Raw genomic sequence first — 12995 nt, forward strand, 5'->3', positions numbered from 1 at the left:
TTTGACGAAAGAGGAAATAAAACTGGATGTTATTATTATAAATATGATGATGAAGGAAACCATCAAGTAAATTGGACTCATGAAAAAGTTTTTGAAGCTAAATATGATGATAATAATCAAACACTTCAATATTTAAAATTTAAATATAACGATGATGGGCAAAAAATAACCGATTGGAACCATGAAAAAACTTATACCGCTGAATATAACACACAAGGAAAAAAAACAGGAATGTTTATACATAAAGACAACGGCGATATAGATTGGGCTCACGAAGGAACTTATACTGCTCAATACGATGATAACGGAAACCAAATACATACATTTCAATACAAATATGACGACAATGGACAAAAACAAATTCATTGGGATAACTCCGGAACTTTAAAAGCAGAATATAACAACGGCAAAAGAGCAAAAATATTCAAATATAAAGCAAACGGCAATTTCGATGTCGAAACAGAATATAATGCAGATGGTAAAATAATTAAACGTTTACAATATAAAGATGATAATCAACCCCATTGGTCTCATATTGATACAGGAACTATCAGATACGACTTACGAGGCAATATAACCGGCGTTTTTAAACATCTAGACAATGGCGAGATTGATTGGTCAAATGAAGAAACTTTCACTTTTGAATTTGATGATAACAACAATAAAATTAAACAATTCAAATACAAAGATAACGGCACTGTAGAATTAGAAACCGAATATAATGAAAATGGCGATATAGTCAAACAAACTAAGTTCAACGACAACGGTCAAATACATTATGAAGACGATAGAACTTATACTGCTGAATATATTTCTCAAGGAAAACAAACAAAATTGCTTAGATATTCGCATCAAAATGTAGTTGATTGGACTCGTAGTTTAACCGCTGAATATAATAACAATGTTGTTGTAATACGTAAACATAAGTCAGACAGCACTATAGATTGGACTAATGCAGACACTTATACTACTCAATACGGTCCTAATAATGTTAAACAGAAAACTTTCCTTCATAAAACAAATGGAGATTTTGAAATAGAAATTGAATACAACCAACAAGGAAAAATAATTAAAAAGACACGTTATAACGATGATCAAACCGTTGATCACACAAATGAACAAACTTTTTCTATTTCATATGATGAGAATGATAATGTGACTCAATATTTAAGATATAAAGAAGGTGGCGTTACCCATTGGGATCATTCCGATACGCTAACGGCTGAATATGATCCGATAAGTAAAAAACAAACTGCTCTTTTCAAATACAAAGACAATGGAGAAAAAAACTGGACCCATGAAAAAACATTTACCGCTGAATATGATCCTCGCGGCAACACAATTAAATATTTAAAATATAAAGAAGGTGGCGAAACTCATTGGACTCATGAAAAAACATTTACCGCTGAATATGATCAATACGGCAACACAATTAAATATAACAAATATGATTCGGAAGGTAACATTGATTGGAAGCATGCTCAAACTATGACCAGACGATTCAATGATTCACACGACATAATTGAACAATTCAAATATACAGGCGATAATCAAGTTGATTGGGATAATCCAGAAACTTATACTGTTGAAATAAATGCTTCAAATGGGACAAGACAAATGATCCATTATAACCACGACGGGACTCCTCGACAATCTTAAGAAAGGCAAACAAATAACATGATTTCCAAAATTAAATCTCACTTTCGCATCTTTATATTACTTATAATGCTTATCTTTTTTACGCCTTTTTTATACGCCTTAGATAAAGAAGAATATAAGGTGGTTAGAAATTCAGACAATAAAGTTATCTATTATGATAAAATTTTAGAACAACTGCATAAAATAAAACCAAATACTGCTTTTCATCTAAACAATCCTTCTGATAATAAAATTTATTATAATTCTCAAAGCGAAGTTGATAATCAAGTTGTTTTCGACAAATGGATAGAAAACGATAACAAAAACCTAAGTACACCAATATATTTATTGGTGTATTTTGACGGAGGAACAAGGAATAACGATATTAATACTTATGAACAATTGATAAATCAATCATCAGGAGTGAAAAAAATTTATCTTTTTGAAGGTCAAAAAGGTGGCGGAGATACAATCACTAATATAAACAAACAACAACTCCAACAAAAAACAAAAATAACTTTCGATGATGTGGCCGGTTTAGACAACCCTAAAGACTCATTAAAAGAAATAGCGATGTATTTTAAAGACAAAAACTTATATAAAAAATATAAAGCTAAAGCGCCTAAAGGAGTTTTATTGTACGGACCTCCAGGAACAGGAAAAACTATCTTAATGCAAGCTTTAGCTAATGAAGCAGAAGTGCCTTATATTATCGCCGACGGGCCTAATTTTATTAAATCTAGCGTAGGAGCAGGTCAAGAACTTTTAAAGAAAACATTTCAAGAAGCTAATGATAAGGCGAATTCCAGCGGGAAAGGTTGTATAATCATTATTGATGAGATTGATACTATCGCGACCAAAAGGACTAGCGATACTCAAGCATCCGGTTTAGATCATAATACAATGGTCAACACTTTATTAACTCTACTTGATGGAATAGAATCTAACGAAGATGTAGTAGTTATAGGGGCGACTAATAAAGATGACCTTTTAGACGAAGCTTTGACGAGAGCCGGTCGTCTAGATCGCAAGATTTATGTTGGTTTGCCTAATCAAGCCGATAAAATACTATTATTCAAACATTTCTTAAAAGAATTGCAAAAAGATAATAAACTTGAAGAAGAGGTCAATTATGTCAATTTAGCAGATAAAGCTAATGATTTTAGCGGAGCAACCATTAAAACAGTAGTGAATGAAACAAAAATTAATGTAATTCAAAAGAAAAACAAACAATATTTAGTTAATTTTATCCAAACTAAATATGATTTATTATCTTCAGAACAAAAAAATTCTTTAATTTTTGGAAGAATTGATCAAAACGCTGATTTCAACAATGACCAAAAAATGTCAAATTATAGTTTCACTGATTTAGAAAAAATTGCGAATCAAATGAAAAAATTCCTTTTTCCGAATGAAAAAGATTATTATGTGGATTACATTTCAACTTATCAAGGTAGAATTGATCCTCAAGAATATAACAAAGTTCTTCATGGAAATGTTACTTCCCGCGATTTAGAAGAAAAAGTAACGTTACAAAACAAAAGTCGAGAAGATTTAGAAAAAGTATTTTATAAATTAAAAGAGTATCTGATTGATAAAGATTTTAAAATCACAGAACAAGACATCATGGAAAGCATTGATCAAAATCTTTTCGGCAAAAAAGATCTTCAACGCACTTATTCAGAAGAAGAACAGCAAATGGTGGCAGCTAATGAGGCAGGACATGTTTTACTCCAATACCTTCAACAACCTAATCATTTTTACAAACACTCTGTCGCCTTGTTTAACAATCCTGCAGCTCATAATTATGCTGAAAAATTCGTCAATGTAAAAACAAGGAAACAATTGTTAGAAAAAGTTAAATTCTTATTAGCTGGTAGAGCAGCCGAAGAAGTTTTAATCGGTTCAGTTTCTACTAAATCACAAAAAGATTTAGAAGAAGCGAAAAAAGTTATCGAAGAAACGGTTTATAATCATGGACTCGAAGATAACCATTACGTTTCTTATAATACTTTCCCTAGTAAAGATCATGTTTTTTATGAAAATTGTAATAAATTGTTGAATGAATCGTATAATAAGGCGAAAATAAATATTCAAAATAATTTTGCTTTAACGAAAGAAATTCAAAATAAATTGCTAAAAGATGAAAATATTGATAAAAATACTATGTTGGAATTGGTACAAAAACACCCTTTAAACACAAATCCTTTTGCTGCTAATAATAAGAATAATTCGCAAAAAAATTTATCTCTATTTTTTTGGTTAGCAATTGGGGTTGGCGTTGTAAGTTTTGTTTTATGGATTGCAGTTTTTATCATTAAAAAAAGAAACAGGAAGGTGGTTTAATTATGGCTTCTACTCAAACTTTCAACAATAAAAAACCCCATAATAAAAGAAAAAAGAGATGGTACTTGATTTTATCAACCCTCTTGTTGACGATAACGACTTTCTTATTGTTTGAATATTATCCGGATTTAACTCAAAAAGGAGAAGAAAAAGAACCTCAATTTATTTTAGACCGTTTAAGAGACGGCGACGTTAAAGAATGCGAAGAAACTATTGAGGCCAATGGTATCAGAGCTTTTTTAAAATTAAATCACCGTCAAAAAATAGTGATAAAAACGAAAGATGGTAAGATTTATTATACTAAAACGATTGATGATTTAACATTAAATCAAATTAAACAGGTCCAATTTGAAAGAAGACATGATAGAAGTTTAGAAAAAATTCCGACTGATATCCGTTTTGGTTTAATTATGCCGACTCTAACTGTCTTTTCCGCTTTAGTAGGGTTCATTTGGCCAGTTTATATTATTTCTAACTTATTAGACCGTAAACGTATGAAAGGCAGTACCAACAGTGCGGCTAATTTAGAAGGGGAAAGACAACTCATTTCTTTTCAAGATGTGGCTGGTAATGAAGAAGAAAAAGAAGAACTCAAAGAATTAATTGATTTTTTAAAAAAGCCGAAAAAATATGAAACCATGGGTGCTTCTGTCCCTAAAGGAGTTTTATTACAAGGGCCACCCGGAACTGGTAAAACTTTATTAGCTAAAGCGGTTGCTGGCGAAGCGGGTGTGCCTTTCTATGCTACTTCTGGTTCAGAATTCGTGCAATTATATGTTGGTATGGGAGCCTTAAAAATTAGAAATCTTTTTAAAGAATTAAGACAAAATGCTCCTTGTATCTTATTTATTGATGAGATCGATATTTTAGGAATGGCAAGAGGCGGAAGAAATAGTGGTAATAGTAATGAAGCTGATCAAACCTTAAACCAATTATTAACGGAAATGGATGGTTTTAACGCTTCTAAAGGGATTATTATTATCGGTGCTACTAACCGCAAAGATATGTTAGATCCCGCTTTATTAAGGCCAGGTAGATTTGACCGTCATTTCACGGTTGGTTTGCCGGATATCACAGCTCGTGAAGCCATCTTAAAAGTTCACGCTCAAAATAAAAAAATCGCTCCTGAAGTAGATTTCGCTCAATTAGCGAAACAAACGCCCGGTTTTAGTGGAGCTGAATTAGCTTCCGTTTTAAATGAAGCTTCTATTCTAACCGTGAGAAACAAAAAAGATATTATCACATTAACAGAAATAGAAGAAGCGATCGATCGAGTAATGATGGGTCCAGCTAAAAAGTCTAATAAATATGACGAAGAAGAAAGAAAAATGGTGGCTTATCATGAAGCGGGGCATGCTGTTATTGGAATTAAATTAAAACATGCTCCTAAAGTACAGAAAATCACTATTATTCCTCGTGGAGATGCTGGTGGTTATAATTTGATGTTGCCTGAAAAAGAAACCATTTTTTCTTCTAAAAAACGTATGTTAGCTAATATAGTTTCTTTCTTAGGCGGTAGAGCCGCGGAAGAACTAATGTTTGATGATATTTCTTCAGGGGCTTATGGTGATTTTAAATCCGCTACTCGCATAGCTACTCAAATGGTCACTAAATTAGGGATGTCTGATTTAGGACCCATGCAAAACAACAATAATGCTTCAGTTCATAAACCTTTAGTGGATGCTGAAATTAAAAAAATTATTGATGAATGTATGGTAGAAGCTAAAAAGATAATGAAAGAAAATAAACCTTTATTAGATAAAATAGCTGATACTTTATTAGAACAAGAAACTATCACCAAAGATCAATTAGATAAAATTATTAATCCAGAAAAAGATAAAACTATTAAAACAAAAGATAAAGTAGGACCTAAAAACAAAAAAGTGATATCAAATAAAAAATAATATTGAACACAAACATATATATAAAAAGAACCCATAAAAGGGTTCTTTTTATATTGAGAAAATTTTTATCAAATAAAGATTATTTTTAGTATAAAAAAGGAATAAAACTTTTATTTCAACAAATACATCAAAATACTTCCAGCAACATTAACGTTTAAACTTTCTACCGAAGATGTGTCAATATTGATAAAATAAGTCGAAAGATCTTTGACTTCTTGAGAAATGCCGGATCCTTCATTTCCTACCACTAAAGCTCTTTTTTTATTTTGTAAAAAGGCTTGGTTTAATTCTTTTAAATCAATATTTTTTTCGTTAACAGAAGAACTGAAAATATAAGTGTTATCTGCTTGTAAATTATTTAAAAAAGCGATGGTATCGCCTCTTTCTAAGAATAAATTAAAAAAAGCTCCTTGAGTAGCGGCGATCACTTTTTCGTTATAAAAATCAACGCTTTTATCGCTGAAAAAAACATGTTTAAAACCGAAAGCACTAGCGCTTCTTAACAATGTACCAGCGTTACCAGGATCTTGAACATCATCTAAGACTAAAATTTTATCACTTTGTAAAACATTTTTTTTCATTTGACAAACCGCTACTTGAGAATATAAAACTTTATTTTTATTCAATTCTCTCATTAAGTAATCTTCCATCAAAACGCCTTCGTGTTGGTCGGTATTAGTGGTATACAATTCTAAAACAACCCCACTTTTTAAAGCTTCTTCAACTAAATGTTCGCCAAACACTAAAAATTCTTGGTATAAATCACGATATTTTTTTAAAGCTAATTTTTTTAATTTTTTAAATTTAGGATTTTTTTTAGATAAAATCATGGTTATTTTCTTTCTTAGATATATTTTTAATCAATCAAATGACTTGCGATTAAGAAGAGTGTTTTTCTGTTCTTGAATCATTTTTAACAATAAAGTCCAAGGCATACTGGCGCATTTAAATTTACCAGGAAAATGGGTCACATTTTCTAAAATATGCAATTCTTTTTTTAAAACTGTTTTATCAAAAGGTTTATTTTCTATTAAATTAAGGAAATGATTGATTTGTTCGATACTTTCTTCTAAAGTGGTATTTTTCAAATGAATAGACATGAGCGAAGCGGAAGCTACTAAAATAGAACAACCTTGTAATTCATATCTAATATTAACGATCTTATTCTTTTCAAAAGTCACTTGAAGAGTTATTTCATCGCCACAAGAGACGTTTTTTTGTTGAGAAAGGCAGGCGTGAGGGTTATTTTTTTCTAACCCTATATTAACGGGATTTTTATAATGCTTTAAGATTAATTGACGATATAATTCTTGTTTAGACATCACCAAAAGAACTCTTTCTTTTCTAATAAATTAAAAGACTATTTTTTAATTAAAAACGATTAAAGCTTTAAATTTATTTTTTTTAGTTAATAAAACGTATTTATCATATAAAACATCTTTAGAACTTAAAAGATAATCCACTTGTTTAACAGGATTTTTAAAAATTTTCACTGATCCTGAAGAAATGATTTTTTTAGCTTCATTTTTAGAAGCGGTTAATTGGGTCTGTGCCAAAGCGTCCACTAAAGGTAGATCAACATTAGTTTGTACGGTTACTAAGTGTTTTTGCAATAACGCAAAATCTTCTTTTTGAAAAACATGTTTTTTAGAGAATAAAATCTCGTTCACACGGAAACATTCTTGAAAAGTCTCTTCTCCGTATAAAAAAGTAACAATACTTTTAGCTAATTCTTTTTGAGCTTTTCTTTGTTGTGGATTTTTTTGAACTTCTTCTTCTAATGCCATAATAACAGTTGGTTTTAACAAAGTTAAAGTTTTTAAATAATTAACGACATCATTATCCGCTGTATTTAAGAAATATTGGTAAATTTGATAAGGACTTGTTAATTTTTGATCTAACCATAAAGTATTTTTTTCACTTTTACCGAATTTAACCCCTTGACTGTTTAACAATAAAGGGATACTCATACCAACTGGTTTTTCCTCTTGAGGGTTTTTTTCTAATTTACGAATTAATTCTAAACCGCTGGTAATATTTCCCCATTGATCCGAACCACCCATTTGTAGTTTAATGCCTTTATGTTTATATAATTGATGAAAATCTAAAGCTTGTAAAATCATATAAGAAAATTCCGAATAAGAAATCCCTGTTTTCAATCTTTTGGCTACTGTGTCTTTAGCGATCATATAATTAACGTTGAATAATTTACCGTAAGTCCTAAAGAAGGTAATAAGATCTATTTGAGAAATCCAATCATAATTATTAACAAATTCCACTTTATGAGGAGATAAAATATTAGTTAATTGTTTTTGAATTTGTTCTACATTATGATAAATCGTTTCTTTAGAAAGTAAATTTCTTTCTTCAGTTTCTTTAGGATCACCGATCAAACCAGTCGCTTGTCCGATTAAAATAAACGGAACATGACCTTTTTGTTGTAATAACAAAATAGTTGTAATTTGCACTAAATGACCTACAGTTAAAGAATTACCCGTAGGATCGAAACCACAATAAAAATTAATAGTTTCATTATTTAACATCTCTTCTAATCTTTTCTCATCGCTACAATCTTTTATTAAATTACGCCATTTTAATTCTTGAAATAAAAGCATTATTAACTCCTTTAAATGATTTTTAAAAAAATAAATTTCTTATATAACTTAAAAAACGAGATTAAAATAATCTCGTTTTTGCATGATTCAAAATCTTTTTTATTAAATTATTTTTTAAAATTAAAAAAAATTATTTTCTTTCTTTAATTCTAGCAGCTTTAGCTGAAAGTTTTCTGATGTAATAAAGTTTAGAACGTCTTACGATACCGCGACGAGTTACTTCTATTTTTTCATATAAAGGTGAATGAATTGGGAAAATTCTTTCCACTCCTACGCCAGAATAAACTTTTCTTACAGTAATGTTTTCAGAAATGTTGCTTCCTTGACGTCTAATAACTAATCCTTCAAATGTTTGAATTCTTTTTTTGTTACCTTCTTCAATTTTAATGTAAACTTTTACAGTATCACCTGGTTTGAAATCAGGAACACTTTTTAAATTGTTTTCGTTAATTGAATTTAGTAATTCTTGTCCTTTTAAATTCATGATTTTCTAATTTCCTTTATAAAATAAATCATCTTCTCAATCTTTTTTATTGATTTTTTGATTTTTAGTTTCTTTTTTAATTTCTTCTAATAATTGATGTTGTTTCTCATTTAAAGTGGTTTTTTCTAATAAATCTGGTCTTTTTAAAAAAGTGTTTCTTAAACTTTCTTTTTCACGCCATTGAGCAATGTTTTCATGATGACCTGATAAAAGTATATCAGGAACTGATTTATTTTGATAAGTTTGCGGTTTGGTGTATTGAGGATATTTTAATAAACCATTTTGATGAGAATCGTTTAAATAAGATTCCTTTTTAATCACATCAGGAACTAATCTCGCGATAACGTCTATAAAAACGGTAGCCGCTATTTCACCGCCAGTTAAGACATAATCGCCAATGGAAATTTCTTCATCCACATAATCTAAAACTCTAGCATCTACGCCTTCGTAATTACCACATAAAATCACTAAATGAGAAAAATTTTGGACATATTCAACAGCTTTTTGTTGAGTCAATACATTCCCTTGAGGAGACAATAAAATTACTCTACTTTTAGAATGAGTTTTTATCTGTTGAAGAGCGTCGTAAAAAGGCGGAAATTTTAACAACATTCCTACATCTCCACTATAAGGAATATCGTCTATTTGATTGTGTTTATTATTGCTATATTTTCTTAAATCATGAATTTCAAACTCAATTTGTTCGTTCATTTGAGCTCTTTTAATAATAGAATTATTTAAAAAACTATCAAAAAAAGAAGGAAAAATAGTAATAATATCAAATTTCATATTTATAAAAGCCTTTTTAACTAGCTTACATCAACAATTAACCTAAAATATTATATTTGAGGTTAGGAAAAATATTGATTTTACGCTTGTTTATTATTGTTTTTGTATTTTTTCAATAAATTTTGAACAGTTTTTGTAGGTTCTCCACCAACTGAACGCCATTTATCAATTTTCTCAACATCTAAATTAATTAAATTTTTGAATGGTTCATAAGTTCCTAAAATCTCTAAAAATTTGCCATCTCTTTTGTTTTTGGAAGTTATAGCAACTACACGATAAAAAGGTTTTTTATGAGCACCAAAACGTTGTAAACGAATTTTAACTGACATTTTTTATTCCAAGCCTGCTTTCTTTAAAAATACTCTATCTCATTAATTATAAAACAAAAAACCATATCTGTCAATAACTTAAATATAATAAATAATAATATTATTATATAATAAGTTTTATTGTTTATTATATTTAAGTTTTTCATATAAAAAAACTTTTTTAGATGTTTTTTTATTTATATTTATTACAAATAATATTATAAACCAAATCATCTGTTTTTTTTAATATTTATGTTATAAAAAGTCGTTTTTCTTTTATATGGGACTTTTTCTATATATGGGTTAAGTGAAAAAGGTTCATTGAGAATCTTTTTTGCTAAAAAGACATGCATCCTCAATCATTATATCAACAAACAACCAAGTTTAATGATATAATGTTTATTGAAATAAACTTTATTGAAAAAAAGTTTATTTCAATAAAGTTTTTAAAAAGGAATTTATTATGTTTCATGGTAGAAAAAAAGAATTAACCAATTTGCAAGAAAAAATTGATTCTCATAAGTTTGAATTTATCATTCTTTATGGTCGTAGAAGAATCGGGAAAACGGCTATTCTACAAAAGATAATGGAACAGAATAAACAAGCTATTTATTTTATGGCTAAAGAAAAAAGCGTTGAAATAAATTTACACGAATTGACTCAAACAATAGGTGTTTTTTTTCAACAACCTTTATCATTTGATAGTTACCGACAATTGTTTCAATATTTAGCTGATCAAAAACAAAAAATAATTTTAATAATAGACGAATTTACTTATTTATTAAAAGGCAATAGTGGTTTTGTTTCTGATTTGCAAGAAATAATCGATCATATTTTACCTGCTTCAATGATTAAATTAATTGTGTCAGGCAGTCATGTTGGTGTTATGGAAAATGAATTATCTTACCAAAAACCTTTGTACGGTCGTAAAACTTTTGCTTTAAAAATCAAACCTTTTGATTATAACGAAGCTAGTTTGTTTTATCCTCAAATAAGTTCAAAAGATAAAATAATTTTTTATAGTATTTTCGGCGGAATTCCTTTTTATCTTCGTCAAATAAATCCTCAATTAAGCGTTAAACAAAATATCATTGATATCATATTAAAACCATTTTTAAATAATGAAGCTGAAATGGATTTTATTTTAAAACATGAAATTCAAAAGCCGCAAAAATATATAGCTATTCTTCAAAGTATTGCTTATGGGGCAACTAAATTGAACGATATTAGCGACAAAAGCCATATCAAATCCTCTAGTTCTACCGCCAATTATATTAGCACATTAGAAAAGATGGGAATAGTGGGCAAAGATTTTTCCTTTGGAGAAAGAAAAAATTCTAAAAAAACTCTTTACTATATGAAAGACCAATTCTTTCGTTTTTATTTCACTTTTATTGAACCTAATCTAAATACCATTTCCTTTACAGAAGAAGAAGTGTTTTATTCTAAATTTATCGAACCTAAACTGAACGAGTATGTTTCTTGGGAATTTGAAAAGATTGCTCGTTCTTTTGTTCATAAAAAATACGTTTCTGTTTCTCAACAAATAGGACGTTATTGGGGCAATATTCTCACATCGGAAAATAATAAAAAAATCAATAAAGATGTAGAAATAGATATTATCTTGCAGAAAACTAATAAAGAGATCTTTCTTTTTGAATGCAAATGGAGTATTGAAAAAATTGATTATTCTGCGGTTAACCGATTAGAAGAGAAAAAAGCTATTTTGCAAGAAAAATTTGAAAATAAGATTACCCAAATTGGTTTTTTTTCTAAAAGTGGTTATGATGCTAAGATTGACGCGCATAAATATCTTTTATTCACTTTAGATGATTTGTTTTCGCTTTAAAGATGATATTTTACCGTTCCTTTGTTAAAAAAAGATCACTAACAGAAGCAACTTTCTGAAGCGATCTTTTTTAGTATTTTTAATTTCTTTAAATTGCCGGATTAGAAAGTCCTTTTTTATAGAATTTTAGTAATTGATTAATTAAGTTCTCCCCTGCTTTTTTCAATATATTTTTTTCATCGTCATTTGTAGCAATATAACCTAATAATTTGTATACATTCTCCCAATCAATCGAATTGGATAAAGTGGGCATTATTTCGTTCGCTTGTGTTTTCGCCTGTTCTAAATCGCCTGATAATACAGTTTTAATTATGTTTTCCATTAGTTGTTCTTTTACAACAGGTATTTGATTGATTTTTATAGGCGAATGAGTTGTTACAAAATTCTTTACTTCGATTAATTTATTTTTAAATTGAGGATTTTGTTGTAGATATTCATTTTCAACAACATCCCATATAATGTTTTCTAATTGGACTGTTTGTTGACCGTTTTGATGCGGCGTTGGAATCTTGGCTTTAACCTTTGTGAGAAATTTAAACAAGCCTTTCAACAATTGTATTTGTTGAGGGTTAAACTCATTCTCCAACTTTTTTTTAAGGTTCGATTTCGATAGCGAATCGCCGTCGCTATTTTGCAATAAATTTTCAACATTTCTTTGTATTTGTTGTAAAGGTTCGATTGGCATTGTTTTTGTAAAAGTTTTTAATCCATTTATTATTCCTTCTACATTTTGTCGTTGTTGCGCGTTTAGATTTGGGTTGGATATTATTTGGTTTTTTATCTCGTCCAAAAATTGTTGTGCTTCTCGTATTGTAGTTGGCTCCATTGTTTTATTTCTTGCATTATTTTCTTTGTTTTTATTTTCTTTTCGATAGGAAACAATACAAAAAATGGAACCAATTGTTAAAATTAACCCTACCAAAGAAATCAACGATATGATAATGATTTTCTTCGTATTTTTTTGTTTTTGCGGAAATAATTGATTATTTGAATTCATATTATTATTTTGCCTCTTTCTTTTCTATAAAATATGTCCTTATTATACTATTTTTTTTTTTTTTT

Annotated in this window: 11 protein-coding genes; 4 read left to right on the forward strand and 7 right to left on the reverse strand. The window is 29.0% G+C overall.

Annotated elements, in window-relative coordinates; all coding sequences use genetic code 11:
- From HR065_RS00125 to ftsH, 3 genes are all read left to right on the forward strand, one after another.
- Positions 1-1659, forward strand: a 1659-nt coding sequence (locus HR065_RS00125) for a hypothetical protein (RefSeq protein ID WP_178733894.1), incomplete at its 5' end; no start/stop codon positions are given.
- A gap of 18 nt (positions 1660-1677) precedes the next feature.
- Entirely contained in the window at positions 1678-3984 is a 2307-nt protein-coding gene (locus HR065_RS00130; RefSeq protein ID WP_178733895.1) for an AAA family ATPase, read from the forward strand.
- A 2-nt stretch (positions 3985-3986) separates the two neighbouring features.
- The gene (gene ftsH, locus HR065_RS00135; protein ID WP_218644370.1) at positions 3987-5888 is read left to right on the forward strand and encodes an ATP-dependent zinc metalloprotease FtsH; all 1902 of its coding nucleotides are present in this window, start codon (positions 3987-3989) and stop codon (positions 5886-5888) included.
- Positions 5889-5998: 110 nt separating this feature from the next.
- Here the strand turns inward: ftsH and HR065_RS00140 are convergent, their stop codons facing one another.
- From HR065_RS00140 to rpsP, 6 genes are all read right to left on the reverse strand, one after another.
- Entirely contained in the window at positions 5999-6718 is a 720-nt protein-coding gene (locus tag HR065_RS00140; RefSeq protein WP_178733896.1) for an RNA methyltransferase, read from the reverse strand.
- Between the two features lie 30 nt (positions 6719-6748).
- On the reverse strand, positions 6749-7210 hold the full coding sequence (gene sufU / locus HR065_RS00145; RefSeq protein ID WP_178733897.1) for a Fe-S cluster assembly sulfur transfer protein SufU: 462 nt from the start codon (positions 7208-7210) through the stop codon (positions 6749-6751).
- A gap of 45 nt (positions 7211-7255) precedes the next feature.
- On the reverse strand, positions 7256-8503 hold the full coding sequence (gene tyrS / locus HR065_RS00150) for a tyrosine--tRNA ligase (protein ID WP_178733898.1): 1248 nt from the start codon (positions 8501-8503) through the stop codon (positions 7256-7258).
- Positions 8504-8633: 130 nt separating this feature from the next.
- Positions 8634-8990 (reverse strand): 50S ribosomal protein L19, encoded by a 357-nt coding sequence (gene rplS, locus HR065_RS00155; protein WP_178733904.1) that lies wholly within the window; start codon positions 8988-8990, stop codon positions 8634-8636.
- A gap of 33 nt (positions 8991-9023) precedes the next feature.
- Positions 9024-9776: a tRNA (guanosine(37)-N1)-methyltransferase TrmD gene (trmD, locus tag HR065_RS00160; RefSeq protein WP_178733899.1), complete on the reverse strand. Its 753-nt coding sequence runs from the start codon at positions 9774-9776 to the stop codon at positions 9024-9026.
- 80 nt (positions 9777-9856) lie between these two features.
- Positions 9857-10105 (reverse strand): 30S ribosomal protein S16, encoded by a 249-nt coding sequence (gene rpsP, locus HR065_RS00165; RefSeq protein ID WP_178733900.1) that lies wholly within the window; start codon positions 10103-10105, stop codon positions 9857-9859.
- A gap of 442 nt (positions 10106-10547) precedes the next feature.
- Here rpsP and HR065_RS00170 point away from each other — a divergent pair, with 442 nt between their 5' ends.
- The gene (locus HR065_RS00170) at positions 10548-11933 is read left to right on the forward strand and encodes an ATP-binding protein (RefSeq protein WP_178733901.1); all 1386 of its coding nucleotides are present in this window, start codon (positions 10548-10550) and stop codon (positions 11931-11933) included.
- An 88-nt stretch (positions 11934-12021) separates the two neighbouring features.
- Here the strand turns inward: HR065_RS00170 and HR065_RS00175 are convergent, their stop codons facing one another.
- Entirely contained in the window at positions 12022-12930 is a 909-nt protein-coding gene (locus HR065_RS00175; protein ID WP_178733902.1) for a hypothetical protein, read from the reverse strand.
- Between the last annotated feature and the right edge of the window lie 65 nt (positions 12931-12995).

Source organism: Candidatus Phytoplasma pruni, assembly GCF_013391955.1.
Taxonomy (GTDB): domain Bacteria; phylum Bacillota_I; class Bacilli_A; order Acholeplasmatales; family Acholeplasmataceae; genus Phytoplasma.

Coding starts and splice junctions, on each gene's coding strand:
- sufU (WP_178733897.1), bottom strand. CDS start 7,210: ATGTCTAAACAAGAATTATATCGTCAATTAATCTTAAAGCATTATAAA.
- HR065_RS00140 (WP_178733896.1), bottom strand. CDS start 6,718: ATGATTTTATCTAAAAAAAATCCTAAATTTAAAAAATTAAAAAAATTA.
- rpsP (WP_178733900.1), bottom strand. CDS start 10,105: ATGTCAGTTAAAATTCGTTTACAACGTTTTGGTGCTCATAAAAAACCT.
- HR065_RS00170 (WP_178733901.1), top strand. CDS start 10,548: ATGTTTCATGGTAGAAAAAAAGAATTAACCAATTTGCAAGAAAAAATT.
- tyrS (WP_178733898.1), bottom strand. CDS start 8,503: ATGCTTTTATTTCAAGAATTAAAATGGCGTAATTTAATAAAAGATTGT.
- HR065_RS00130 (WP_178733895.1), top strand. CDS start 1,678: ATGATTTCCAAAATTAAATCTCACTTTCGCATCTTTATATTACTTATA.
- HR065_RS00175 (WP_178733902.1), bottom strand. CDS start 12,930: ATGAATTCAAATAATCAATTATTTCCGCAAAAACAAAAAAATACGAAG.
- trmD (WP_178733899.1), bottom strand. CDS start 9,776: ATGAAATTTGATATTATTACTATTTTTCCTTCTTTTTTTGATAGTTTT.
- ftsH (WP_218644370.1), top strand. CDS start 3,987: ATGGCTTCTACTCAAACTTTCAACAATAAAAAACCCCATAATAAAAGA.